The 24,340-nt window shown below is 65.0% G+C and carries 19 protein-coding genes; 7 read left to right on the forward strand and 12 right to left on the reverse strand.

All coding sequences use genetic code 11. From position 1 onward, the window contains the following. Position 1: 1 nt before the first annotated feature. The 4 genes from EGJ22_RS13320 to mobA all read right to left on the reverse strand — a co-directional run bounded on the left by EGJ22_RS13320 (position 2) and on the right by mobA (position 3,014). Complete coding sequence (locus tag EGJ22_RS13320; protein WP_009686645.1) at positions 2 to 283, reverse strand: peptidylprolyl isomerase; 282 nt, start codon at positions 281 to 283, stop codon at positions 2 to 4. A gap of 80 nt (positions 284 to 363) precedes the next feature. After that, complete coding sequence (locus tag EGJ22_RS13325; protein ID WP_009686646.1) at positions 364 to 1,425, reverse strand: 3-deoxy-7-phosphoheptulonate synthase; 1,062 nt, start codon at positions 1,423 to 1,425, stop codon at positions 364 to 366. A 568-nt stretch (positions 1,426 to 1,993) separates the two neighbouring features. Continuing rightward, a complete protein-coding gene (locus EGJ22_RS13330) occupies positions 1,994 to 2,302 on the reverse strand; it encodes a hypothetical protein (RefSeq protein WP_029884859.1) in 309 nt (102 codons plus the stop codon). 121 nt (positions 2,303 to 2,423) lie between these two features. Then, positions 2,424 to 3,014 carry a molybdenum cofactor guanylyltransferase MobA gene (gene mobA, locus EGJ22_RS13335; protein ID WP_029884858.1) on the reverse strand — a complete coding sequence of 197 codons (591 nt, stop codon included), beginning with the start codon at positions 3,012 to 3,014 and terminating at the stop codon, positions 2,424 to 2,426. Between the two features lie 186 nt (positions 3,015 to 3,200). Here mobA and EGJ22_RS13340 point away from each other — a divergent pair, with 186 nt between their 5' ends. Then, positions 3,201 to 3,512 (forward strand): HU family DNA-binding protein, encoded by a 312-nt coding sequence (locus tag EGJ22_RS13340; RefSeq protein ID WP_029884857.1) that lies wholly within the window; start codon positions 3,201 to 3,203, stop codon positions 3,510 to 3,512. A 27-nt stretch (positions 3,513 to 3,539) separates the two neighbouring features. Here EGJ22_RS13340 and EGJ22_RS13345 read toward each other — a convergent pair whose 3' ends face one another. Together EGJ22_RS13345 and EGJ22_RS13350 are read right to left on the reverse strand one after the other, a co-directional pair. Next, entirely contained in the window at positions 3,540 to 6,665 is a 3,126-nt protein-coding gene (locus tag EGJ22_RS13345; RefSeq protein WP_029884856.1) for an efflux RND transporter permease subunit, read from the reverse strand. Between the two features lie 11 nt (positions 6,666 to 6,676). Continuing rightward, complete coding sequence (locus tag EGJ22_RS13350; RefSeq protein ID WP_029884855.1) at positions 6,677 to 7,852, reverse strand: efflux RND transporter periplasmic adaptor subunit; 1,176 nt, start codon at positions 7,850 to 7,852, stop codon at positions 6,677 to 6,679. A 271-nt stretch (positions 7,853 to 8,123) separates the two neighbouring features. On the opposite strand from EGJ22_RS13350, the gene EGJ22_RS13360 reads away from it, so the two are divergent. The 4 genes from EGJ22_RS13360 (at position 8,124) to ilvA (ending at position 12,381) form a co-directional block, all read left to right on the forward strand. Beyond that, entirely contained in the window at positions 8,124 to 8,825 is a 702-nt protein-coding gene (locus EGJ22_RS13360) for a response regulator transcription factor (RefSeq protein ID WP_029884854.1), read from the forward strand. Positions 8,826 to 8,831: 6 nt separating this feature from the next. Next, positions 8,832 to 10,130 carry an ATP-binding protein gene (locus EGJ22_RS13365; RefSeq protein WP_029884853.1) on the forward strand — a complete coding sequence of 433 codons (1,299 nt, stop codon included), beginning with the start codon at positions 8,832 to 8,834 and terminating at the stop codon, positions 10,128 to 10,130. Between the two features lie 79 nt (positions 10,131 to 10,209). Then, a complete protein-coding gene (locus tag EGJ22_RS13370; RefSeq protein WP_029884852.1) occupies positions 10,210 to 10,641 on the forward strand; it encodes a PACE efflux transporter in 432 nt (143 codons plus the stop codon). A gap of 180 nt (positions 10,642 to 10,821) precedes the next feature. Continuing rightward, the gene (gene ilvA, locus EGJ22_RS13375) at positions 10,822 to 12,381 is read left to right on the forward strand and encodes a threonine ammonia-lyase, biosynthetic (RefSeq protein ID WP_125920282.1); all 1,560 of its coding nucleotides are present in this window, start codon (positions 10,822 to 10,824) and stop codon (positions 12,379 to 12,381) included. 43 nt (positions 12,382 to 12,424) lie between these two features. Here ilvA and EGJ22_RS13380 read toward each other — a convergent pair whose 3' ends face one another. The 3 genes from EGJ22_RS13380 to EGJ22_RS13390 all read right to left on the reverse strand — a co-directional run bounded on the left by EGJ22_RS13380 (position 12,425) and on the right by EGJ22_RS13390 (position 16,511). After that, positions 12,425 to 13,273 (reverse strand): proline/glycine betaine ABC transporter permease, encoded by an 849-nt coding sequence (locus EGJ22_RS13380; protein ID WP_029884850.1) that lies wholly within the window; start codon positions 13,271 to 13,273, stop codon positions 12,425 to 12,427. After that, the gene (locus EGJ22_RS13385; RefSeq protein ID WP_029884849.1) at positions 13,270 to 14,286 is read right to left on the reverse strand and encodes an ABC transporter substrate-binding protein; all 1,017 of its coding nucleotides are present in this window, start codon (positions 14,284 to 14,286) and stop codon (positions 13,270 to 13,272) included. The genes EGJ22_RS13380 and EGJ22_RS13385 overlap by 4 nt, the downstream gene beginning before the upstream one ends. A gap of 80 nt (positions 14,287 to 14,366) precedes the next feature. Beyond that, complete coding sequence (locus tag EGJ22_RS13390; RefSeq protein WP_054904447.1) at positions 14,367 to 16,511, reverse strand: methyl-accepting chemotaxis protein; 2,145 nt, start codon at positions 16,509 to 16,511, stop codon at positions 14,367 to 14,369. 237 nt (positions 16,512 to 16,748) lie between these two features. On the opposite strand from EGJ22_RS13390, the gene EGJ22_RS13395 reads away from it, so the two are divergent. Continuing rightward, positions 16,749 to 18,068, forward strand: a complete 1,320-nt coding sequence (locus EGJ22_RS13395; protein WP_029886501.1) for a Na+/H+ antiporter family protein — start codon at positions 16,749 to 16,751, stop codon at positions 18,066 to 18,068. A 13-nt stretch (positions 18,069 to 18,081) separates the two neighbouring features. Here the strand turns inward: EGJ22_RS13395 and EGJ22_RS13400 are convergent, their stop codons facing one another. The 3 genes from EGJ22_RS13400 to EGJ22_RS13410 all read right to left on the reverse strand — a co-directional run bounded on the left by EGJ22_RS13400 (position 18,082) and on the right by EGJ22_RS13410 (position 22,728). Next, positions 18,082 to 19,089: a FecR family protein gene (locus EGJ22_RS13400; RefSeq protein ID WP_029886500.1), complete on the reverse strand. Its 1,008-nt coding sequence runs from the start codon at positions 19,087 to 19,089 to the stop codon at positions 18,082 to 18,084. Between the two features lie 141 nt (positions 19,090 to 19,230). Next, a complete protein-coding gene (locus tag EGJ22_RS13405; RefSeq protein ID WP_029886499.1) occupies positions 19,231 to 21,000 on the reverse strand; it encodes an acyl-CoA dehydrogenase C-terminal domain-containing protein in 1,770 nt (589 codons plus the stop codon). 105 nt (positions 21,001 to 21,105) lie between these two features. Beyond that, on the reverse strand, positions 21,106 to 22,728 hold the full coding sequence (locus tag EGJ22_RS13410; protein ID WP_009686666.1) for an acyl-CoA synthetase: 1,623 nt from the start codon (positions 22,726 to 22,728) through the stop codon (positions 21,106 to 21,108). A gap of 225 nt (positions 22,729 to 22,953) precedes the next feature. Here EGJ22_RS13410 and EGJ22_RS13415 point away from each other — a divergent pair, with 225 nt between their 5' ends. Further along, the gene (locus EGJ22_RS13415) at positions 22,954 to 24,330 is read left to right on the forward strand and encodes a sensor histidine kinase (RefSeq protein ID WP_104148477.1); all 1,377 of its coding nucleotides are present in this window, start codon (positions 22,954 to 22,956) and stop codon (positions 24,328 to 24,330) included. Positions 24,331 to 24,340: the final 10 nt, after the last annotated feature.

Below are 24,340 nucleotides of genomic sequence, written 5' to 3' on the forward strand. Positions count from 1 at the left end.
CTTAGTCCTGACGGCTGGTGACTTCCAGCAGGTGGTAGCCGAACTGGGTCTTTACCGGGCCTTGCACGGTATTCACAGGTGCGCTGAACACCACGGTGTCGAATTCCTTGACCATCTGGCCTGGGCCGAACGAACCCAGGTCACCGCCCTGGCGGCTGGACGGGCAGGTGGAGTTGGCTTTGGCGATTTCAGCGAAATCGGCACCGGCTTCGATCTGGGCTTTCAGTTCGTTGCACTTGTCTTCGCTGGCAACAAGGATGTGACGGGCGGTTGCACGGGCCATGGGTACTGCTCCTTGGGGTAAAAACTGCAAGCCTAGCGCACTTGTCCGGGGTATGTCTCGCCAGGCTTGCAACCATCGGCTCACAGTTGTTGTGCGGCTTCGCGCAACAGCGTTTCGGTCGAGGCCCAACCCAGGCAGCCGTCGGTGATCGACACGCCGTATTTCAGGGCGCCCTTGCCCAGCGCCTGGCAACCGTCGAACAGGTGGCCTTCGATCATCACGCCCACCAGCGAGCGGTCGCCGCTCAGGCGTTGCGCCAGCACCTCATTGAACACCGCAGGCTGGCGCGCTGGGTCCTTGCCGCTGTTGGCATGGCTGCAATCGACCATGATCCGTGGCTGCAAGCCAGCCTTGGCCAGCGCCTGGCGGGCGAGGGCAATGCTAGGGGCATCGTAGTTGGGCCCTTTGTGGCCGCCGCGCAGTACCAGATGGGTGTCTGGGTTGCCCAGGGTTTCGATGATCGCCGGGTGGCCTTGCGCGTCCAGGCCGAAGTGGCGGTGCGGGTGTGCAGCGCTGCGCATGGCGTCGCTGGCTACGGCAATACCACCGTCGGTGCCGTTCTTGAAGCCCACTGGCAGCGCCAGGCCACTGACCATTTCGCGGTGGATCTGCGATTCGGTGGTACGCGCGCCGACCGCAGCCCAGGCCAGCAGGTCGTCGAAGTAGCCCGCTGCCAGCGGTTGCAGCAACTCGGTGGCGATGGGCAGGCCGCGCTCGATCATGCTCAGCATCAGCCCGCGAGACAGGGCAATGCCGGCATGCATGTCGTCGCTGCCATCCAGGTGCGGGTCATACGCCAGGCCTTTCCAGCCCACCGTGGTACGCGGTTTTTCGACGTAGGCGCGCATCACCAACAGCAGCTTGTCGTCGACGTCGCGGCTGAGGGCGGCCAGGCGGTCGGCGTATTCCAGCGCGGCGCGCGGGTCGTGGATCGAGCACGGGCCGACGATCACCAGCAGGCGCTGATCGTGGCCTTCGAGGATGTTGCGTATAGCCTGGCGGTGGGCATGTACTTGCTGGGCCAGGTCAGTGGCAAGCGGCATTTGCTGCTTGAGCAGGTGCGCACTGGGGAGGCGTTTGCTGACTGCGGTGTTGGCCGCTTGCGGCTGGGTCAGGGGCAGGGCGAGGCTGGAGGCGTGCATGGCATTTTTCCCTGGGCGGACGGCGGGGGCTGGCCCGCGCGGTCGGCCCTATCGAGGTGTTCGACAGATCGTTGAATTACTGTTGGCTGCTGCATTGCCACCTGTGCAAGACCGATCGGAGGCGGCTGGCTGGCCCGAGCGGGATTGGCTAAATCGCCAGGTGTAGGTGTCGGCGTAGTAATAGGTGGCGTAGTTCATGAAGCGGTCCTCAATGTGAATCAATGGTTTTTTCAAAGGCCTGGAACGCAAAACCCCCGGTCGGGGAGCCGACCGGGGGTTTGAGTATTCTCATGTTCGGCGGCCCCTCGAAGGTGGGCGCCGTGCAGGTATCGGCGCCTAGTGGCTAAACCAATACCCGAAGTAATAGCTTGCTGGAGCTACGCAGCCGGCAACGGCCAGCACAGGGCGCGGTTGGCGACCGGTGTGGTTGGCGAGGTGGCGGATGTGTGTTGGCATGTTGCGCTCCAGTGAATGAGCCCGAGCTTACTGCAGTTCGGCTGGGCCATTCAATGGATAAATACTATGTGTTCAATCATTTATTTGTGTACTGAATGGTTAAACGGCCCTGTCAACGGCTGTCCTGATCTTCAGCGGTACCACCGCTGGCGCCGGCACCCGAGCCCGTAGCCTCGCCGGTGCTGTTGGAGCCGCCCGTGGCGCCATCGGCGGCATCGGTGCTGCTGCCGGTGTCGCTGCTGTCATTGCTTTTGCCGCTGCCAGGGGTGTTGACGCTGCTGCCCTCACCGGCAGTCTTGCCGCCAGATTGGTCGGTTTGTGGGTGGCTGTCGGTGTTGGTGGCCGTGGCGGCGAAGCTGGTGCCAGCGAGTGGGGTCAGCGCCAGTGCCAGGCACAGGGAGAGCGGGCGAATGCGGATCATGGGATATCTCCATCGTGCGGATGATCTGTCATTCGTTTGGCCTGGTGAGCCGGGCTGGGTGCCGTTCGGGCGACGAGCGGTAAGCGCAATAAGCGATGGGGCCGCTGCGCCGGGCCGGCGATCAGCGAGATTGCGCGTATTCTTGCAGAAGCTCGGGGCTGTTGAAGTTGCTCAAGCGGCGATCGTCTGCGCTGCACTCAAGCGCTTGCACCTTGGCGCGCAACAGGGCCTTCTGCAAGCTCCGCTCACCCTCGGCCCAGGCTTGCTCCAGCACCGGCAGCAACCGTCGCGGCAGTACGCTGAACATCGGCTGCCAGTAGCCGCCCTGGTGCGCCATCGCGGCACTGTCATTGGCCGCAGCAACCCGCAGCAGGTCTTCGATCAGTGCGCGGTCGACCAGCGGCGCATCGCAGGCCAGCACCACCACCCATGCATGCCGCGCCACCTTGAGCCCGGCAATCACCCCCGCCAGCGGCCCGGGGAAGTCGTTGTCGGCATCGCCCACCAACTGGTCGGCATACATCCGGTAGGCCTGCTGGTTGCGGTTGCAGGAAATCACCAGGTCGTCAGTCAGGGGCCGCAGCACGCGATGGATTGCGGCCACCAGTGGCTCGCCCTGCCAGCTGATCAAGCCCTTGTCCCGGCCGCCCATACGTTGCCCGCGGCCCCCCGCGAGGATCAGGGCAGAGCAGGTGAGCAATTGTTCAGTCATTGGCTAAAGTCCGAGGCAGGCACGAAGGCAACCCTCACACGCACGACAGCGGTTGTCCAGCGGACGTGAACGCGGGACCAGGGCACTGACATTTTTGCCAGTTGTGCCCGCCGCTGCTTCTCCCTTGAATAGGGCTGCAGCCTTGCCCTCGCAATGAGGGCAAGCCAGATTCCCAGGAGAAGGCAATTGAACAAAGCGCAACTTATTGAACAGGTAGCAGCGCGCGCCGAACTCAGCCAGGCGATGGCCAAAAAGGCAGTCGATGCCTTCATCGACGGGATCAAGGCGTCGCTGAGCACACACACGCCTGTCGCTTTGGTGGGTTTCGGCAGGTTCGAGACTGCCCGAAGGCCAGCGCGGGTCGGCAGGGACCCGCGGTCTGGCGAACCGTTGAAGATTCCGGCGGCGATGACGGTCAAGTTTCGAGCTGGCAAGGCCCCCAAGGACGCCGTCAGATTCAACGGGGAGGCCGACGCCAAGACCAAACCCCGCAAGTGAACGCAGAAGGTCACTGGGGACCCTCATTCAGGGGCTGTCGTGCAGCGCCTCGCCGGCCGTTACGGTTTTGCGCGTGCCAGCCAGCCGCATCACGCTGACGAAGAACACCGGCACGAATACCACCGCCAACGTTGCGCTCAGCATGCCGCCGATAACCCCGGTGCCGATCGCCTGTTGGCTGGCCGAGCTGGCACCGCTGGCGATCGCCAAGGGCACCACGCCGAGGATGAACGCCAGCGATGTCATCACGATCGGCCGCAGGCGCAGGCGGGCGGCCTGTACGGCGGCATCGGCGGCGTCCACGCCTTGGTCGACCAGGTGCTTGGCGAACTCAATGATCAGAATGGCGTTCTTCGCCGACAGGCCAATCAAGGTGATCAGGCCGACCTTGAAGAACACGTCGTTGGGCATGCCCCGCAGGGTTACCGCCAGGACCGCACCCAGCACGCCGAGCGGCACTACCAGCAGCACTGCGGTGGGTATCGACCAGCTCTCGTACAGCGCAGCCAGGCACAGGAACACCACCAGCAGCGACAGCGCCATCAACATCGGCGCCTGGCTGCCGGACAGGCGTTCTTGCAGTGACAGGCCGGTCCATTCCAGGCCGGCACCGGCGGGCAGTTGCGCCACCAGGCGCTCGATTTCGGCCATGGCTTCGCCCGAGCTGTAGCCGGCGGCCGGTTCGCCGGAAATCGACACCGCCGGGTAGCCGTTATAACGCGTCAGTTGCACCGGGCCGCTGACCCATTTGGCCTGGACGAACGCGGCCAACGGCACCATCTTGCCGCTGCTGTTGCGCACATGCATGTTCAGCAGGTCTTGCACCTGGCTGCGCTGGTCGCCTTCGGCCTGCACCACCACGCGCTGCATGCGGCCCTGGTTCGGGAAGTCGTTGACGTAGCTGGAGCCCACTGCCACGTCGAGTACCGAGCCGATATCGGCAAACGTCACGCCCAGGGCATTGGCCTGGCGGCGGTCGATCTCCAGCTGCACCTGCGGGCTTTCCGCCAGCGAGGCTTCGCGCACGTTGATCAGTACCTTGCTCTTGCCGGCCTGCTCGAGCAGCTGGTCACGCGCCGTCATCAGCGCGCGGTGGCCCATGCCACCCCGGTCCTGCAGGCGGAACTCGAAGCCGGTCGACTCGCCAAGCCCGTCGATGGGCGGCGGCAGCACGGCGTAGGCCACCGCATCCTTGAGTTGCGTGAAGGCCTGGTTGGCGCGCTCGGCAATCGACTGGGCAGTGTGTTCGGCACTTCGCTCGGACCAGTCCTTGAGGGTGGTGAAGGCCAGCGCAGCGTTCTGCCCGCTGCCCGAGAAGCTGAAACCCAGGATCAGTGTGGTGTTGCCGACCCCCGGTTCTTCACTGTTGTGCGCCTCGATCTGGGCGGCCACCTGTTCGGTGCGCATACGGCTGGCGCCCGGCGGCAGCTGGATGTCCGTAATGGTGTAGCCCTGGTCTTCGGTGGGCAGGAACGCCGTGGGCAGCTGGCTCAAGCCATAGCCCAATACCCCCAGCAGCAGCGCATACAGCAACAGGTAGCGCCCGCTGCGTTGCAGCGCTTGCATGACCCAGCGCTGGTAGCCATCGCTCATGCCCTCGAAACGGCGGTTGAACCAGCCGAAGAAACCCTTGCGTGCATGCTGTTCGCCCTTGGCCACAGGCTTGAGCAGCGTGGCGCACAGTGCCGGGGTCAGGCTGAGGGCGAGGAATGCCGAGAACAGGATCGATACCGCCATGGCGACCGAAAACTGTTGGTAGATCACACCCACCGACCCTTGCATGAAGGCCATGGGCAGGAACACCGCCACCAGTACCAGGGTGATGCCGATGATCGCGCCGCTGATCTGGCTCATGGCCTTGCGCGTGGCTTGCCGGGGCGGCAAGCCTTCTTCGGCCATGATGCGTTCGACGTTCTCCACCACCACGATGGCGTCATCGACCAGGATGCCGATGGCCAGCACCATGCCGAACAGGGTCAGCACGTTGATCGAGAAGCCTAGCACCAGCATCACGGCGAAGGTGCCCATCAGTGCCACCGGTACCACCAGGGTCGGGATCAGCGTGTAGCGCAAGTTCTGCAGGAACAGGAACATCACCGCGAACACCAGCAGCATGGCTTCGAACAGGGTACTGATGACCTGCTCGATCGACACCTTGACGAACGGCGAGGTGTCGTAGGGGATGTCGTACCTGACCCCCTCGGGGAAGTAGCGCGCCAGGTCCTGCAGTTTCGCCCGTACCAGGGTGGCGGTTTGCATGGCATTGGCGCCCGGTGCCAGCTGCACGCTGAAGGCCGTTGCCGGCTTGCCGTTCAAGCGGGTGCCGTACTGGTATTCCTGTGCGCCGACTTCCACCCTGGCGACATCGCCAAGGGTGACCACGGAGCCGTCGGGGTTGGCGCGCAGCACAATGGCGGCGAACGCATCCGGCGTGCTCAGCTGGCCTTTGACCACCACGTTGGCAGTGATTTCCTGAGTGCTGCGGCTGGGCAGGTCGCCAATGCTGCCAGGGGCTACCTGGGCGTTCTGGCCGGCGATGGCGTCGGCCACGTCGTTGGGCGTGAGGTTGAAACCGACCAGTTTGCGCGGGTCGATCCAGATGCGCATGGCCCGTTCCGAGCCATACAGCTGGGCCTTGCCGACGCCTTTGAGGCGGCGTATTTCATCCATCACGTTACGCGCCAGAATGTCCGACAGGGCGGTTTCGTCGAGTTTGCCGTCTGTGGAGGTGAGGGTGGCCAGCAGCAGAAAGCCGGTGGACACCTTCTCGACCTGCAGGCCCTGTTGGGTGACCGGCCGCGGCAGGCGAGACTCGACCACCTTCAGGCGGTTCTGCACGTCGACCTGGGCCAGGTCCGGGTGGGTGCCCGGGGCGAAGGTGGCGGTAATGGTGGCGCTGCCCAGGCTGCTCTGGGATTCGAAGTACAGCAGGTTGTCGGCGCCGTTGAGCTCCTGTTCGATCAGGCTGACCACGCTTTCGTCCATGGTGGCTGCCGAGGCGCCGGGGTATACGGCGTAGATCTCGACCTGCGGCGGTGCCACGTTGGGGTATTGGGCCACCGGCAATTGCGGGATGGCCAGCGCGCCGGCCAGCAGGATGAACAGCGCGACCACCCAGGCGAATACCGGGCGGTCGATGAAGAATTGCGGCATGGGTCAGGCCCTCACTGGCCGTTGTGCTGTGCGATGGGCGGCGTTTGTGGGCTGGGGTCGACCTGCACCTGGTCGCCGGCCTTGACGTGCTGCAGGCCCTCGATGACCACGCGCTCACCAGCGGCCAGGCCGGCGCTGACGATCCAGCGGTCGCCCTGGGTATTGCCCAGCACCACCTCGCGCTCGCTCACCCGCGCCTGCGGGTCGACCACCAGTACCTTGGGCACCCCGGCGCTGTCACGCAGGATGGCGCGCTGCGGCACACTCAGGCCATGGGGTTGCACGGCCTGCTCGAGGCGCACGCGCACGTAGCTGCCGGGCAACAGGTCCAGGTCCGGGTTGGGGAACTCGCTGCGCAGGGTGATCTGGTTGGTGCTGGGGTCGACGCTGATGTCGGAGAACAGCAATTTGCCCGGCAGTGGGTAGGCGCTGCCGTCGTCCTGGATCAGCGTCGCCCGGGCCTGACCGTCGCCCACCTGCTGCAGCTCGCCCGCGCGCAAGGCGCGGCGCAGGGCATTGAGCTCGCGGGTGGATTGGGTGACATCGGCGTGGATCGGGTCCAGTTGCTGAATGGTCGCCAGCGGGGTGCTCTCGTTTTGCCCGACCAGCGCGCCTTCTGTGACCTGGGCACGGCCAATGCGCCCGGAGATGGGCGCGGTGACCGTGGCATAGCCGAGGTTGAGGCGGGCGCGCGCCAGTGCCGCCTTGGCTTCGGCTACGGCGGCATCGGCCTGCAGCAGGCTGGCCTTGGCATTGTCGTATTCCTGGCGGCTGACCGCCTTGTCGTCAACCAGCTGGCGGTAGCGCTGCTCTTGCAGGCGGGCCTGGTAGCGAGTGGCTTCGGCCTTGGCCAAGGTTGCGCGGGCACTGTCGTGGTCGGCTTTGAACGGCGCCGGGTCGATCAGGAACAGCACATCGCCTTGCTTGACGTCACTGCCTTCGCGGTACACCCGCTTGAGCACAACGCCGGCGACCCGCGCGCGCACTTCTGCGGTACGCGGGGCCAGGATGCGGCCACTGAGTTCGCTGCTGATGGCCAAGGGCTGCAGTTGCAGGGTTTCCACCCGTACTTGCGGGGTGGGCGCCTGTTCGTCTTGCTCGGGGCTGTTGCCGCAGCCGGCCAGGGACAGGCTCAGAAACGCCAGAAGCGCCACTGGGCGCAGGCGAAGGGAGAGGGTAGTAGGCATACGGATCTTCCGATGATGACCGGGTATATGCTACGGCAGGCATTGCTGGGCGGCTGTTAATACCTGTAGGGCGAGTGTGAAAAAATGTAAAGAACAAGCCTGTGGTGTTGCAGTGTTCTATATCCTGAGTATTCCTGTGCCGGCCTCTTCGCGGGCTTGCCCGCTCCCACAAGGACCGCACAGTATTTGAAATCTGTGCTGTACCTGTGGGAGCGGGCAAGCCCGCGAAGAGGCCGGCAAGGTCCAACACAACCTAGATTCCCAAGCACCTATGCCGAATATTCTCCTGGTCGAAGACGACAGTGCCCTGTCCGAGCTGATTGCCAGCTACCTGCAACGCAACGACTTTCATGTGCAGGTGATCGCCCGCGGCGATCATGTGCTGGACGAGTACCGCCGGCAAAAGCCCGATCTGGTCATTCTCGACCTGATGCTGCCGGGCCTCGATGGCCTGCATGTCTGCCGCCTGTTGCGCCAGGAATCGCAAGGCTTGCCGATCCTGATGCTGACCGCCCGTGACGACAGCCACGACCAGGTACTGGGCCTGGAAATGGGTGCCGACGACTATGTGAGCAAACCCTGCGAGCCCCGTGTGCTGCTGGCGCGGGTGCGTACCTTGCTGCGCCGCAGCAGTGTCAACGAGCCACGGCTGGACCACGACCTGATCGTGATCGGCGGCCTGCGCATCGACCTGGCCGAACGCACGGTCAGCTGGCGCGGCGACGAAGTGGAGTTGTCCAGCGGCGAGTACAACCTGTTGGTGGTGCTGGCGCGCAACGCCGGCGAAGTGCTGAACCGCGACCGCATCCTGCAGCAACTGCGGGGCATCGAATTCAATGGCACCGACCGCTCGGTGGACGTGGCCATTTCCAAGCTGCGGCGCAAGTTCGACGACAACGCCGGTGAAGCGCGCAAGATCAAGACCGTATGGGGCAAGGGCTATCTGTTCAGCCGCGTCGAGTGGGAGTGCTGACCGGCCATGCTCAAGATCCTGGTGCGGCTGTACCTGGTGATCATCATTGCCTATGCCGGTGCGCTGCTGCTTATCCCCGACAGTATCGTCGGCCTGTTCCATGACCGGTTCATGGCCTACAACCTGGACCAGGCCAAGGGTGTGCAGTCGATGGTCGTGCGCCAGTTCCGCCAGGCGCCGCGCGAGCAGTGGCCAGCGGTAGCGCAGGAGCTGGCCGGTGATTTCGCACCGCTGCAACTGCGGCTGTTGCCCATGGACCAGGCGGGCCTGAGCGACCAGGAGCAGGCGCGCCTGGCGCAGGGGCTGCACGCGGTACGCATTGGCGAGTGGGGCTATTACGAAACCGTGCTGGCCCCCTTGGACAAACAGTGGCTGGTAGAGCTGCATTCGCCGCCCGACCCGTTCGACATCAATGTATTGTCCTGGGGGGTGACCGTCTTGATCGGTGCCGCCATGCTCGGCTGCCTGCTGCTGTGGGTGTGGCCGCACTGGCGGGACCTGGAGCGCCTGAAGGAAACCGCACGGCGCCTGGGCCAGGGGCACATGGCCGAGCGTACGCACATCTCGCCGCACTCCAACATCGGTGAGCTGGCCGGGGTGTTCGATACCATGGCCAGCGACCTTGAGCGGCACGTCAACCAGCAGCGCGAGCTGCTCAATGCGGTGTCGCACGAGCTGCGTACGCCGTTGACCCGGCTCGACTTCGGCCTGGTGCTGCTGTTCGACGAAGTGCCGCCAGCCAGCCGCAAGCGCTTGCTGGAACTGGTTGGCCATGTGCGCGAGCTGGATGAGCTGGTGCTGGAATTGTTGTCGTACAGCCGGCTGTACAACGCCGACCAGGCCCGCGAGCGGGTCGAGGTGTCGTTGCTGGAACTGGTCGACAGCGTGCTGGGCGGCTTCGCCGAGGAGCTCGATGGCCGCGGCATCCAGTGGGAGGTTCGCGCCGAAGGCGAGCTACCCCGCTTTGTGCTGGACCCGCGGCTCACCGCCCGGGCCGTGCAGAACCTGGTACGCAATGCCATGCGTTACTGTGACCAGAGCCTGTTGCTGCGCTTGTGCCTGGACCAGGACGGCGCGTGCCTGCTGACGGTGGAAGACGACGGTATCGGCATTCCGGTAGCGGAGCGGGAGCGGATCTTCCAGCCGTTCTACCGGCTGGACCGCAGCCGTGACCGGAACACCGGTGGTTTTGGCCTGGGCTTGGCGATCAGCCGGCGTGCGATCGAAGGCCAGGGCGGTACGTTGACTGTCGCACAGTCGGCGCTGGGCGGGGCGCAGTTCCGTATCCGCTTGCCTGCCCGTTAGCAGGCGGCAGGGGCGTACAGGCTTTTTCTTCTCGGCCAGTTCTTGTAGGTTTACAGCTCTTCAAACCAGGGAGCTGAACATGCAAGGCAAGGCACGAAAGATCGTTCAGGCCATTCTTTACGAGGCCATCGCCGTCGCCTGCGTGGCCCCGGCACTGGCGTTGGCGTTCGGCGCCGGCATGGCGCAATCCACAATGCTGTCGGTGCTGATGTCAGGCATCGCCATGAGCTGGAACATGGGTTACAACTGGGTGTTCGAGCGCTGGGAGGCGCGCCAGCAGCGGCGTGAACGTACGTTCACCCGGCGCCTGCTGCACGCCCTGGGCTTCGAGGGTGGGTTGGTGCTGATCCTGCTGCCGCTGGTGGCCTACTGGCTGAACGTCAGTCTGTGGGCGGCGCTGCTCACCAACCTGGCATTGTTCGTGTTCTTCTTCGTCTACGCCTTCGTGTTCCAGTGGGGCTTCGACAAAGTGTTCGATGTACCGCTGTCGGCGCAGCAAGCCAAGTGTTGACGTGGGCCTGCGCGGCAGGCTAAGTTCCTGGCCTATGAACACCTACCTGCACGTGAACGCCATTATTATTACCGCCATTATCAGCTTGGCGGGCTAGCGCGTACGTGCACCGAACCCGCCCTGGAGGCGGGTTTTTTCTCTCTGACTCCTGGGCAACGTAAAAACGCCAAGGAGTCATCGATGACCAGCTTCAGCACCCCCCGTACCCCAGCAACCCCCCAGCAACTGCTGTCGGAGCATGTGCGGCGCATTGTTGCCGCGCCGGTGTACGACCTGGCTATCGAAACGCCGCTGCAAGCTGCCCCGGCCTTGTCTGCCCGCCTGGGTAACCAGGTGTTGCTCAAGCGTGAAGACCTGCAGCCGACTTTCTCGTTCAAGATCCGCGGTGCCTACACCCGCCTGTCGCGGCTTGGCACCGCGCAACGCGAGCGCGGGGTCATCACGGCTTCGGCCGGCAACCATGCCCAGGGCGTGGCCCTGGCAGCTGCGCACCTGGGCATGCAGGCCACCATCGTCATGCCCACCACCACACCGTCGTTGAAGGTGGAGGGGGTGCGCTCACGCGGTGGCCATGTGGTGCTGCACGGCGAGAGCTTCCCGCATGCCCTGGCCCATGCCTTGAAACTGGCCGACCAGGCCGGCGCCACCTTCGTGCCGCCGTTCGATGACCCCGATGTCATCGCTGGCCAGGGTACGGTGGCCATGGAAATACTGCGCCAGCACCCGGGTGCGCTGGACGCCATCTTCGTGCCGGTGGGCGGCGGTGGCCTGATCGCCGGTATCGCCGCCTACGTGAAGTACCTGCGCCCCGAAGTGAAGGTGATTGGCGTCGAGCCGGACGACTCCAATTGCCTGCAAGCGGCCATGGCTGCGGGCGAGCGGGTGGTCCTGCCGCAGGTGGGCAGCTTTGCCGATGGGGTGGCGGTGGCGCAGGTCGGCGCGCATTGTTTCGAGCTGTGCCGGCATTTCGTCGATGAGGTGCTGACGGTGAACAGTGACGAGCTGTGCGCAGCGATCAAGGATATCTACGATGACACCCGTTCCATCACCGAGCCTTCCGGCGCATTGGCGGTGGCCGGGATCAAGCAGTATGTGGCGCAGCACGGTGCACAAGGGCAGACCCTGGTGGCGATCGATTCTGGCGCCAACGTCAACTTCGACCGTTTGCGCCATGTGGCCGAGCGCGCCGAACTGGGCGAGCAGCGCGAGGCAATCATTGCAGTGACCATCCCAGAGCAACCCGGCAGCTTCCGGGCGTTCTGCCAGGCACTGGGCAAACGCCAGATCACCGAGTTCAACTACCGCTACTACCCCGGCCAGCAGGCGCGCCTGTTCGTCGGGGTGCAGACCCACCCGGTGCATGACCCGCGCAAGCAACTGCTGGCCAGCCTGGCTGGGCAGGGTTACGCGGTACAGGACTTGACCGACAACGAGTTGGCCAAGTTGCATGTGCGCCATACCGTGGGCGGTCATGCCGCCCCGGGGGCTACTGAGCGGGTGCTGCGCTTCGAGTTCCCGGAACGGCCAGGCGCGTTGCTGGGTTTTCTGGAGCGCTTGGGCAAGCACTGGAACATCAGCCTGTTCCATTACCGCAACCATGGCGCGGCCCAGGCCCGGGTGCTCGCCGCCCTGGAAGTGCCGGCGCAAGAGCTGGCGGGCTTGCCGACGGCCCTGGATGCCATGGGCTACCAGTACTGGGATGAGACCGACAACCCGGCCTATACACTGTTCCTGGGCTGAGCCGGGTCGGCGGGTACGCGGTCAAGCGGACCCGCCGCGCCGTTCAGCGTGCACCGCGCCCGTAGGCCTGGCTGATGCGGTCGATGACCATGGCCAGGGCAACGATCGCCAGCCCGGCTTCCACACCCTGGCCCACGTTCAAGGTCTGGATACCCGCCAGCACATCCTCACCCAAGCCGCGCGCGCCGATCATCGACGCCACCACCACCATCGACAAGGCCATCATCACCGACTGGTTCAGCCCGGCCATGATGCTGGGCAGCGCCAGCGGCAGGGCTATACGCCGCAACCGCTGCCAGCGGCTGGCGCCCAGCCCATGGGCGGCCTTCAGCAACGACGGGTCGATCTGGCTCAGGCCCAGCTGGGTCAGGCGCACCAAGGGTGGCAGGGCGTAGATCAGGGTGGCGAATACTGCCGGCACCTTGCCCAGCCCAAACAGCATCAGCACCGGGATCAGGTACACGAACGCCGGCAGTGTCTGCATCACATCGAGAACTGGCAGCAACAACCGCCTGGCCAGTGGCCGGGCGGCCAGCAGGATGCCCAGCGGTACGCCAACCAGTACGCACAAACCCGTACTCACCAGCACCAAGGCCAGGGTCTGCAGCAGTTTGTCCCACAGCCCGAGCATACCGATCAGTGCCAGCAGGGCCACCAGCACCGCGCTGCGCAGCAGGCTGCGGCTGGCGTGCCAGGCCAGCAGGCCGACCATCGCCAGCAGCAGCCACCAAGGCACAAGGCGCAGCAGGTTCTCCAGCCCGACCAGCACCTGCAGCAACTGGTCGGACACGTTGCGCAAGTGGTCGCCGTAGTGCAACACCAGCCAGTCGACCACGCGGTTGACGCTGTCAGCGATGGAAAACTGCAAGGCTTGAGGGAAACCGCCGCTCACAGGCTGGCCTCGACCTTGGCCGCGATATCGGCGGGCAGCCAGGCCTTCCATACCTCGCGGTTATCGCGCAGGAAGGCCAGCGCGGCTTCGCGCGGTGGCGTGCGCTTTTCACTCATGTTCGCCAGCGCCTGGTTCAGGCGCTGGATTGGCAAGTCGACCTGCTCGAAGACACGCACTAGGTCTGGGTAGCCATCGCGAAACGCCTTGGACACCCCGATCGACAATTTCGCCGGCAGCGACTGGCTGCCTTGGGGGTTGGGGTTGCTTGCATCGGTGAGGGTGGCCCAGGCGTTGGCATCGAACGGGGGTTCTTGCAGGCGTACGAGCTTGTAACGGCCCATGAGTGGGGTAGGGTTCCAGTAGTAGAACAGCACGGGCTGGCCACGGCGGATGGCCGAGGTGATTTCGGCATCCATGGCGGCACCGGAGCCACTGCGGAAGTTGGTGTACAGCTCATTCAAACCGTAGGCCTTGAGCTTCTGGCTGTTCACGGTTTCGGAGGTCCAGCCGCTGGGGCTGTTGAGGAAGCGGCCTTTGTCGGGCGACTCGGGGTCGCGAAACACCTGCGGGTAGCGCTTGAGGTCCTGGACTTGGCGCAGGTCGGGGGCACTGGGCTTGATGCCACGGGCAGGATCGCCCTCTATCACATAGGCCGGCACCCACCAGCCTTCTTCGGCATTTTTTACCGTGTCGCCCAAGGCGAATACCTGGCTGGCCTGCTCGGCCTTGACCCAGGCGGGGCTGCGCCCGGCCCACTCCTCGGCGATGACCTGAAGGTCGTTACGTGCCAGCGCCACCTCCATGCTGACCGTGCTGCCGGGCAGGGTGTCGGTGGGGTAGCCGTAGCCGCGCTCGACAATCAGCCGCAATATCTCGGTGGTGAGTGCGCCGCTTTCCCAGCCGATGGCGCCGAAATGAATGGGGGCGGGCTGGTCGGCCGCTGCTGCGCTATCGGTGCTGGCCAGGCCAACCGTCAGCAGCAGCCCGGCCAGGAGCGCGGGGATTGTTTTCATGTGCACCTCGTCGTCGACAGTGCGGCAAGTGTAGACGACGAGGTTGGGCTGCCCTGGGGGCCACTGGCGCCCCCAATGCTTCAGACGCGGAACTGGTCCATCAGCGCCTGCTGCTGGTTGGCCAGGCTGTTCAGCGACTGGCTGACCCGGGCTGACTCATTGGCCTGGCCGGACAGCGATTCCGTCACGTCACGAATGGTGGCCACGTTGCTGTTGATTTCCTCGGCCACCGCGCTTTGTTCCTCGGCGGCCGAGGCAATCTGCAGGTTCATGTCGGTAATCACCGTTACCGCCTGGCCAATGCGCTGCAGCGCGGTCACCGCCTGGCCTACCTGTTCGACACCGCCCTGCGCCTGGCGGTGGCTCTGGTCCATGGCGCCGACCACTTCGCGGGTGCCGTTCTGCAGCGCCTCGATCACCTGGCGGGTTTCCTCCACCGACTCCTGGGTGCGTTGGGCGAGGTTGCGCACCTCGTCCGCAACCACCGCAAAGCCCCGGCCGGCCTCGCCGGCGCGCGCTGCCTCGATGGCGGCGTTGAGCGCCAGCAGGTTGGTCTGTTCGGCAATCGAGCGGATCACTTCCAGCACCGAACCGATCTTCTCGCTGTTCTGTGCCAGGCCCTCGACCTCGGCCATGGCATCGCTCATGTTGGCGGCCAGGGCGTCGATGCTGCTGGTGGTCCGATCGATCACCGCCAGGCCTTCCCGGGTGGCCTGGTCGGCATCGCGTGCCGCCTGGGCGGCCTGGGCGGCGCTGCGTGCCACATCCTGGGCGGTGGCGCTCATTTCATGCGAAGCGGTGGCTACCTGGTCGACCTGGCGGTACTGCTGTTCCATGCCGGCGCTGGTTTCAGTCGCGATCGCCGAAGACTGGTCGGCGGTACCCCGGGCGGCCTGCACCGAGCGTTTCACCTCGGCGATGGTCGGTTGCAGCTTGTCGAGAAAACGGTTGAACCAGCCGGCCAGTTCACCGAGTTCGTCCTGCTTCTGGTAAGCCAGGCGCCGGGTGAGGTCACCTTCGCCGCTGGCGATATCCTTGAGCATGGCGGCCACGCCAAGAATCGGCCGGGTGACCCCGCGCGCCATCAGCCATACCAGCAGCAGGCCGGCGATCGCGGCAGCCAGGCCCAGGCCGAGTTCCAGCAAGGTTCCGCTGGTGTTCAGTGTGTCCAGTTCCTGCTTCAGTGCTTCAGCGGGGCCGGTCAGGGCATTTTCCGGCACATCCAGCAACACGCCCCAAGGCTGGGCATCAGGGATTGGCCGGAACGCGGCCAGCACTTTCAGGCGCTGCTGGTCATGCAGGATGCTCAGCTTGCCAGCGGCCAGCCTGCGCACCAGTTCGGCGCCATGGGCCGGGTCGACCTGGTCGACGCGCTGGGCCAGCTTGCTGGCGTCGGCGCTGTAGCCGGCCAGCAGGCCGACCGGGCTGAGAATGCCGACCCGGGTGCGGCCCTCGTACAGGTTGCGGCTGGCCTCTTCGCTGAGTGCCTGCAGGCTGTTGAGGTTGATGTCGATGGACAGCGTGGCGATGATCTTGCCATTGACCGTCAGCGGGAAAACGATACTGGTCATCAGCACTTGCTGGCCGTCGATGGCATAGAAGTACGGCTCCACCACGCACACCTTGCCGGTAGTGCGCGGGCATACCCACCAGGTGTTAGCCGGCTGGCCACTGGGGCCGATCTCGGTGTTGGCCATGTCATGTTCAGGCAGTGCCATGGCCGTCAGCTGGCCGGCACGCGGCTGCGACCAGTACAGGGCGAAGCGCCCGGTCTCGTTGCTGCCCAGTTCCGGTTTGTCGGCGAACAGGTTGTCCTTGTTGTCCAGTGCATTGGGCTCGAACACCAGCGACAGGCCAAGCAGGTCGGGGTTGGCCTGCAAGGCGGCGCGTACCTGGCGCGTCATGTCCTCGCGCAGGTCGAAGGCATCGAGAAAGCGCTTTTCGGCCTGTTCGCGCAGGAACAGCACCTGGCGGGCGAAACCGGCACCGTACTGGTAGGCGTCCATGAACTGGCGGCGAATGTTCAACGCCTGTACTTCACCTTGCGACTCGATGCGCGACTGCGCCGCCTCGGTCAACATCTGCATGCTGCTGGCCTTGACCAGGTCCGAGCTGTGGTCCATGCGGTACAGCGACAGGCCGACGAGCAGGGTGACGATGCTGGCCAGGCAAAGGCCGGCGAGCAGAGTGATCTTCCACTGGATGGAGAGTTGTCGCAAAGGCATGGGGCGGTTCCCTTTTTCAATGCAGTAAGGGTTATGGCTTTGGGCAGGGTGCGCAGGTCGTGGGGGCAGGCAAGTGGCCCCAACATTACCGTATCGGCGCTGTAGGATTTTTCTTTATTCAAACATTCAATTCAAATTTGTCGCCGGTGAAATACGCCGCAACCTGGCAATTTTGACATCTGCCGCCCACTGCTTCAGAGTTCGCGCTTTTTTCTGTCGTAAAGAGGTAAGCCCACCATGAATGCAGTGATCGCCGCGGTCGGCATCATGCTGATACTCAGCCTGTCCCGCGTGCACGTGGTCATCGCCCTGATCATTGGCGCCCTCGTCGGCGGCCTGACCGGTGGCCTGGGAATGGAAGGCACACTCAAGGCCTTCAACGGCGGCCTCGGTGGTGGGGCCACGGTGGCCTTGTCCTATGCATTGCTCGGCGCCTTTGCCGTGGCGATCGCCAAGTCCGGCCTGGCCCATGCCCTGGCCGACCGCGCCCTGGCCATGATCGACCGCCAGGGCCATGCCAATGCTGGCAAGCTCAAGTGGCTGATGATCGGCCTGATGCTGGCGGTGGCGGTGTCGTCGCAGAACATCCTGCCCATTCACATCGCCTTCATCCCGCTGCTGGTGCCGCCGCTGCTGTATGTGCTGACCCGCCTGCGCATCGACCGGCGGCTCATCGCCTGCGTGATCACCTTCGGCCTGATTACCCCCTACATGTTCCTGCCGGTGGGCTTTGGCAACATTTTCCTCAATGAAATCCTGTTGGCCAACGTGGCCCGCGCCGGTGTCGACGTGAGCGGCGTCAACGTCACCCACGCCATGGCGATCCCGGCTGCCGGCATGCTTGTCGGCCTGTTGCTGGCCGTGTTCATCAGCTACCGCAAGAAACGCGACTACGACCTGGCACGCATTGCCCAGGTGGAGCAGGTGAGCGTGCGGTACAACCCGGTGACGCTGCTGGTGGCCGGGCTGGCGATTGCGGCGGCGTTCATCGTGCAACTGCTGCTCGATTCGATGATCATTGGCGCCATGGTCGGCTTTCTGATCTTCTCGTTGTCGGGCATCGTCAAGTGGCGCGATACCGACGACCTGTTCACCGAGGGCATGAAGATGATGGCCATGATCGGCTTCATCATGATCGCCGCCTCGGGCTTTGCCGAGGTGATGAAGGCCACGGGCGAGGTGAACAGCCTGGTGCAGGCTTCGGCACAATGGATCGACCACAGCAAGGGCGTGGGTGCCTTGCTGATGCTGCTGGTGGGGCTGCTGGTGACCATGGGCATCGGTTCGTCGTTTTCCACCGTGCCGATCCTGGCTGCGATCTTCGTACCACTGTGCGTCCAACTGGGCTTCGACCCGCTGGCCACGGTATGCATCGTCGGCACTGCCGGTGCCCTGGGTGACGCCGGCTCGCCGGCGTCGGACTCCACCCTGGGCCCGACCTCCGGGCTTAACGTGGATGGCCAGCACCACCACATCTGGGACACCGTGATCCCCACCTTCATCCATTACAACCTGCCGTTGCTGGCGTTCGGCTGGCTGGCGGCCATGACCTTGTAAGGCGGGGCGGGCGTCAGCCTTTGCCAGGCGGCGGCGAAATGCGGTTGAGCACGGTGCTGCCGTCCTTGCTGCGGGTCAGGTACACCGGCAGGACCTTGGGCAGGTTGTTGACCAGGCCTTCCACCTCGCGGGTGTTGTAGACACCGCTGATGCGGATGCGCCCGGTGCTGGCATCGGCCAGCCGCAACGGCGCGTCGAGGTAGCGGTTGATCACCGGTAGTGCCTGTTCCAGGCTGAGGTTGTCGAGCACCAGTTTGCCGCTGCGCCAGGCCAGGCTATTGCCAACGTCGCCGCTCTGTTCCAGTTGCGGTTCGAAGTCGCCCTTGTGGTAGCTGGCCTGCATGCCAGGGCCAAGGCGATAGCCGCCAGCGCTGCCGTCGCTGGAGACCAGCACCGAACCTTCCAGCAACGTGACCTTGACCTGATCACGATACTTCCACACGTTGAACTGGGTGCCGGTCACGCGCGTCTGCCCGCGGCCGGCGCGCACGATGAACGGGTGGCTGCTGTCGTGCCAGACCTTGAAGAACGCTTCGCCACGCTTGAGTGTGACCTGGCGCTGGTCCTTGTAATTGAGGAAGGTCAGCTCGCTATGCAGGTTGAGTTGCACCTGGCTGCCGTCGCTCAGGACCACGCTCTGCATGTGGTCAGTCGCTTCGAAGTGCTGGTAGCGATTGGGCAACCAACCCTGTTCCCAGCCGAGCCAGCCTGCCAATGGCAGCACGGCCAGGGCGATGGCGGCGGCAGAAGCCAGCGGCCGCCAGTTACGCCGGCGCCTGACGGCGATGGCCGCTGGGTTGACGTCCATGATCGTGGCGGTGCGCGGCAGCAGGTCGGCGGTTTGCCAGATTTCCAGCATGGCCTGGTATTCATCGGCATGCCTGGGGTCGGCCGCCTGCCAACGCAGGAATGCCTCGCGCTCGGCCGCCGTGCAATCGTCTGCATGCAAGCGCATGCACCAATGCGCGGCGGCGTCGGTGATCGCATCGTCAGGGGTGGGCTTGAGGCGGTCTTGGTTCATTGCGGCTCCGGGTTTTGCGCATTCTACCCTTGCGCATGGGCCCGGAGCACCTGGGTAATGGCGAATGACTATCAGTTGTGCCGGTTTTTCGCTGCAATTGCAACGGTTTTGAGCGTTTGAGAACCTCTCGCGCCCGCGCCGTCAGAACTGCGCTGCTGCCAGCCCGTACAGGCTCGCACTGCCTGCGCGAATGCTTGCTTCCAGTGCCAACTCGCGTGGCAACACGCGCTCGAAGAAAAAGTCCGAACAGGCCAGCTTGGCGCCGTAAAACCCGCTGTCTTCAGGCTGCTTGGCCAACGCCACCGCCGCCATGCGTGCCCACATATAGGCATACGCGGTAAGCCCGAACAGCTGCAGGTACTCCACCGCCACCGCACTGACCAGGTTCGCGTCTTCAGCGGCGCGTGCCTGCAGCCACGCGCTGGTGGCCTCCAGCCGTGTCAGGCTTGCCTGCAAGGCTGCCCGGTGCAGCGGTGCGTCCAGGCTGAACGCCCGTACCTCGGCGGCGAAGCTGGCCAGTGCCTGGCCGCCGTCCGCCAGCACCTTGCGCCCCAGCAAGTCGAGGGCCTGGATGCCATTGGTGCCTTCATAGATCTGCGCGATGCGCACATCACGTACTCGTTGCTCCTGGCCCCATTCGCGAATGTAGCCGTGGCCACCGTACACCTGCTGGCCGAGCACGCAGCTTTCCAGGCCGTTGTCGGTGAAGAACGCCTTGGCCACCGGGGTCAACAGCGCCACCATGCGCTGGGCCTGCTCGCGTTCACTGCCAGCTTCGGCATAGCGCGCCAGGTCGAGCTGCTGGCCCACATAGGCGGCAAACGCCCGGCCCCCTTCGGTGAGGGTGCGCATGGTCAGCAACATGCGCCGCACATCGCCGTGGTGGATGATCGGGTCGGCGGCTTTGTCCCGCAGCTGCGGGCCCACGGCGGCGCGGCTCTGCAGGCGCTCATTGGCGTAGCGGGCAGCCGCCTGGTACGACGCCTCGGCACAGCCGATGCCCTGGATGCCGATCGACAGGCGTTCATAGTTCATCATGGTGAACATGGCCGCCAGGCCCTTGTTCGGGGCGCCCACCAGATAACCCGTGGCTGCGTCGAAATTCATCACGCAGGTGGCCGACGCCTTGATACCCATCTTGTGTTCGATCGAGCCGCAGTGGGCAGCATTGCGCTCGCCCAGCCGGCCATCGGCGTCAACCAGGAACTTGGGCACCAGGAACAACGAGATGCCCTTGGCACCGGCGGGCGCATCGGGCAGCTTGGCCAGCACCAGGTGGATGATGTTCTCGGTCAGGTCCTGCTCGCCGCCGGTGATGAAGATCTTGCTGCCGGTGATGCGGTAGCTGCCGTCGGCTTGGGCTTCGGCGCGGCTGCGGATCAACCCCAGGTCGGTGCCGGCATGCGGCTCGGTCAGGCACATGGTGCCGGCCCAGCGGCCCTGGTACAGGGGCGGCAGGTAAGTGGCCTTGAGCGCCTCGCTGGCGTGCGCATCGATCGCCAGGCAACTGCCAGCGCTCAGCGCCGAATACAAGCTGAAGCTGCAGTCGGCCGCGTAGAGCATCTCTTCGAACAGCACCCCCAGCATCTTCGGCATGCCCATGCCGCCATAGGCCGGGTTGCCGCCCAGGCCGACCCAGCCGCCCTCGCGGTAGATGTTCCACGCCTCGCGGAAGCCATCGGGCGTCGTGACGCTGCCGGCGTCAAAGCGCACGCCTTGCTCGTCACCCTGGCGGCTGAGCGGGGCGATCAGCTGGCTGCTGACCTTGGCCGCTTCTTCCAGAATGGCGTCGGCGGTGTCGGCGTCTATGTACTCGGCCAGGGCCGGCAGGCGCGCCCACAGGGCCGGGGCGTTGAATACATCGTGCAGAACGAAGCGCATGTCGCGCAGGGGGGCAGAGTAGGTGGTCATCGGCGGCTCTTGAAAAATGGCACATCAGGGTTGGCCCTTCGCGGCTGCTCCCGCTTCCACAACAACGTGTGCAGGTGGGTCAAGCCGCGAACAGGCCCCATGGGGTCAGAGGGTTCTGGCGCGGTCGCGCAGCAAGTACTTCTGGATCTTGCCGGTGGAGGTCTTGGGCAGCTCACCGAACACCACCGTCTTCGGCACCTTGAACCCGGCCAGGTGCTCGCGGCACCAGCTGCTGATGTCGGCTTCGCGCGTGTCTTCGCGGCCGGGCTTGAGGGCGACGAAGGCGCACGGGGTTTCGCCCCATTTTTCGTCCGGGCGGGCCACCACGGCGGCCTCCAGCACTGCCGGGTGTTTGTACAGTGCGTCCTCGACTTCGATGGTGGAGATGTTCTCGCCGCCGGAAATGATGATGTCCTTGAGCCGGTCCTTGATCTCCACATAGCCATCGGCGTGCCACACGGCCAGGTCGCCGGTATGGAACCAGCCCCCACGGAAGGCTTCAGCGGTAGCTTCCGGGTTTTTCAGGTAGCCCTTCATCACGGTATTGCCGCGCATGAAGATCTCGCCCAGGGTGTTGCCATCGCGCGGCACAGGTTCGAGGCTTTGCGGGTCCGCGACCATCAGCCCGTCGAGGGTGGGGTAGCGTACCCCCTGGCGGGCCTTGATTTGCGCACGCTCTTCCAGCGTCAGCGCATCCCATTCCTCGTGCCAGGCGCACACGGTCACCGGGCCGTAGACCTCGGTCAGGCCATAGGTGTGGGTCACCTTGATGCCCATTTGCTCGACGGCGCCAATGACCTTGGCCGGGGGCGCTGCGCCGGCCACCATCGCCTGCACCGGGTGCTCGATGGCAGCCTTGGCTGCCTCGGGCATGTTGACCAGGGCGTTGAGTACGATCGGCGCACCGCACAGGTGGCTGACCCGGTGTTCGCGGATCAGGTTCAGGACCTTTTGCGGGTCGACCCGGCGCAGGAACACGTGGGTGCCGGCCAGGGCGGTGATGGTCCAGGGGTAGCACCAGCCGTTGCAGTGGAACATCGGCAAGGTCCACAGGTACACCGGGCGATGGCCCATGGCCCAGGTCATCTGGTTGCCAATGGCGTTCAGGTACGCGCCACGGTGGTGATAGACCACGCCCTTGGGGTTGCCGGTAGTGCCGGAGGTGTAGTTGAGCGAAATGGCCTGCCACTCGTCATCCGGCCAGTCCCAGGCAAACGCCGGGTCGCCCTCGGCAAGCAGGGCTTCATAGTCCAACGTGCTGACTGCGCGGCCCTCACCGTATTCCGGGTCATCCACATCCACCACCAGTGGCGGGTGCTCGAGCAGGGCCAGGGCGGCTGCGATGACCGTGTGGAATTCGCGGTCGGTGATCAGCACCTTGGCTTCGCCATGCTGCAGCATGAAGGCAATGGCCTCGGCGTCCAGGCGCACATTCAGGGTATTGAGTACGGCACCGGTCATCGGCACGCCGAAATGCGCTTCGAGCATGGCCGGGATATTCGGCAGCATGACCGCTACCGTGTCGCCACGGCCAATGCCGCGGCCGACCAGGGCGCTGGCCAGGCGTCGGCAGCGTTGGTAGGTTTCCTGCCAGTTACGGCGGATGGCACCGTGAATGACCGCGGGGTAGTCGCCGTACACGGCGGCGGTGCGCTCGATGAAACTCAGCGGGGTGAGGGCGACATGGTTGACGGCAGCGGGCTGCAGGCCCTGGGCATAGATCGACATGCGGTAGTCCTGTAAGGGAGGCAGGCGCAGCGGCTGCTGCCTGGCCCCCGGTGGCTGATTGTTAGCTCTGTTCAGGGTGCACAGGGAGGCGCACGGTGGGGCGCTCCCTCTGTCGCATTTTTACGCGAATGGCTATGGTAATAGGAATATCGACTATAGCAATATAGTAGAAATACTAGATAGGAGCCCTTCAACGTGGATCAACCTGCCGCCTGCCTGCTGGCCATGGACCCACAACCGAGCCTGCTGCTGGCCGCCGATGCCAGCGTGGTGGCGCTGAACCCGGCCTTGCAGGCCTGGGTTGCCGAGGGGCCTACGTTGCATGCTTGGCTACCGGCCAACTGTGCGGCGCTGGTCCGCGCCTGCCTGCGCCAGCACCGCGCAATCAGCGACGTGGAGGTACAGGTCGGTGCGCGCACCGTGCTCTGGACCTTCATGCCGGACGACCAGGGCCAGCAGGTGCTTGGCCGCTGCCGTGACGCCAGCGAGGAGCGGCAGGGGGCACGCGAAGCCAGCCGTGCCAGGCGCCTGTACCGGTTGATCATCGAGAACACCACCGACCTGATTTCGCGGCACAGCCCCGATGGCCGTTTTCTCGATGCCTCACCGGCCGCCCACCGTCTGTTGGGCCTTTGGCCTGAGCAACTGCGTGGCAGGCTGGTGCATGGCCTGCTGCACCCGCGGGAGCGCCGCCAGGTGCTGCGCCAGGCCGCCGCTGCACTCGACCAGGACGGCTACCACACCATGACTTGCCGGGTGCGCCAGGCCAGCGGGGGCTACCGTTGGTTCGAGATCGCCAGCCGGGCGATCCGCGAAACCTACACGGGTGCGGTGGTGGAGGTGGTCAGCGTGTCTCGCGACATCACCTTGCGAATCGAAGCCCAGGAGAGCCTGGCGCACAGCGCGCGGCTGGCCACCCTGGGTGAGCTGGCTTCAGGCATTGCCCATGAGCTCAACCAGCCGCTGGCTGCCGTGGTCAACTATGCCAACGCCAGTCAGCGCTACCTGCATAGCCTGGGGCGTGACCCGCAAGCCCTGGAGCGGGTGGGGCAGGGCCTGCAGCGTATCAGCGAGCAGGCTACCCATGCCGCCGAAGTGATCCGCCGCCTGCGCGCGTTCCTGCGCAAGGGGCCGCGGCGCCTGCAGGCGCTGGACGTGGCTGAAGTGGCTGGCGAAGCCATGCGCCTGTGCGCTTGGGAGGCCGCCCGTGACCAGGTGCAGATCGAGCTACGCGTCAGCGCGCAACTGCCTTCGGTGTACGCCGACCGGGTGCTGTTGGAGCAGGTGCTGCTCAACTTGCTGCGCAATGCCATAGAGGCCAACCGTGAACACCACGGCGAGCGGCCATCGCATATCCTGCTTGGCGCAACGCGGGATGGCGACGGCGTGCTGGTCGAAGTCGCCGACCAGGGCACAGGGGTCGCGCCTGAACGCCTGGACGCGATTTTTACGCCGTTCACCACCAGCAAGGCGGATGGCCTGGGCCTGGGGTTGAGCATGAGCCGCAGCCTGATCGAAGGCTTCGGCGGCAGCCTGTGGGCGCGGGTGGGAGACAACGGTGGTCTGGTATTGTGCTGCCGGCTGGTGGTCAGCAGGCGCTAAGGGGAGCTGC

Source organism: Pseudomonas sp. p99-361 (genome assembly GCF_003935475.1).
In the GTDB taxonomy this organism is placed as follows: domain Bacteria; phylum Pseudomonadota; class Gammaproteobacteria; order Pseudomonadales; family Pseudomonadaceae; genus Aquipseudomonas; species Aquipseudomonas juntendi.

What these genes read in the sequence shown, in the direction of transcription:
- EGJ22_RS13320 (WP_009686645.1), bottom strand. Translation starts at nt 283, where the DNA reads ATGGCCCGTGCAACCGCCCGTCACATCCTTGTTGCCAGCGAAGACAAG.
- EGJ22_RS13325 (WP_009686646.1), bottom strand. Translation starts at nt 1,425, where the DNA reads ATGCACGCCTCCAGCCTCGCCCTGCCCCTGACCCAGCCGCAAGCGGCC.
- EGJ22_RS13330 (WP_029884859.1), bottom strand. Translation starts at nt 2,302, where the DNA reads ATGATCCGCATTCGCCCGCTCTCCCTGTGCCTGGCACTGGCGCTGACC.
- mobA (WP_029884858.1), bottom strand. Translation starts at nt 3,014, where the DNA reads ATGACTGAACAATTGCTCACCTGCTCTGCCCTGATCCTCGCGGGGGGC.
- EGJ22_RS13345 (WP_029884856.1), bottom strand. Translation starts at nt 6,665, where the DNA reads ATGCCGCAATTCTTCATCGACCGCCCGGTATTCGCCTGGGTGGTCGCG.
- EGJ22_RS13350 (WP_029884855.1), bottom strand. Translation starts at nt 7,852, where the DNA reads ATGCCTACTACCCTCTCCCTTCGCCTGCGCCCAGTGGCGCTTCTGGCG.
- EGJ22_RS13360 (WP_029884854.1), top strand. Translation starts at nt 8,124, where the DNA reads ATGCCGAATATTCTCCTGGTCGAAGACGACAGTGCCCTGTCCGAGCTG.
- EGJ22_RS13365 (WP_029884853.1), top strand. Translation starts at nt 8,832, where the DNA reads ATGCTCAAGATCCTGGTGCGGCTGTACCTGGTGATCATCATTGCCTAT.
- EGJ22_RS13370 (WP_029884852.1), top strand. Translation starts at nt 10,210, where the DNA reads ATGCAAGGCAAGGCACGAAAGATCGTTCAGGCCATTCTTTACGAGGCC.
- ilvA (WP_125920282.1), top strand. Translation starts at nt 10,822, where the DNA reads ATGACCAGCTTCAGCACCCCCCGTACCCCAGCAACCCCCCAGCAACTG.
- EGJ22_RS13385 (WP_029884849.1), bottom strand. Translation starts at nt 14,286, where the DNA reads ATGAAAACAATCCCCGCGCTCCTGGCCGGGCTGCTGCTGACGGTTGGC.
- EGJ22_RS13390 (WP_054904447.1), bottom strand. Translation starts at nt 16,511, where the DNA reads ATGCCTTTGCGACAACTCTCCATCCAGTGGAAGATCACTCTGCTCGCC.
- EGJ22_RS13395 (WP_029886501.1), top strand. Translation starts at nt 16,749, where the DNA reads ATGAATGCAGTGATCGCCGCGGTCGGCATCATGCTGATACTCAGCCTG.
- EGJ22_RS13400 (WP_029886500.1), bottom strand. Translation starts at nt 19,089, where the DNA reads ATGAACCAAGACCGCCTCAAGCCCACCCCTGACGATGCGATCACCGAC.
- EGJ22_RS13405 (WP_029886499.1), bottom strand. Translation starts at nt 21,000, where the DNA reads ATGACCACCTACTCTGCCCCCCTGCGCGACATGCGCTTCGTTCTGCAC.
- EGJ22_RS13410 (WP_009686666.1), bottom strand. Translation starts at nt 22,728, where the DNA reads ATGTCGATCTATGCCCAGGGCCTGCAGCCCGCTGCCGTCAACCATGTC.
- EGJ22_RS13415 (WP_104148477.1), top strand. Translation starts at nt 22,954, where the DNA reads ATGGACCCACAACCGAGCCTGCTGCTGGCCGCCGATGCCAGCGTGGTG.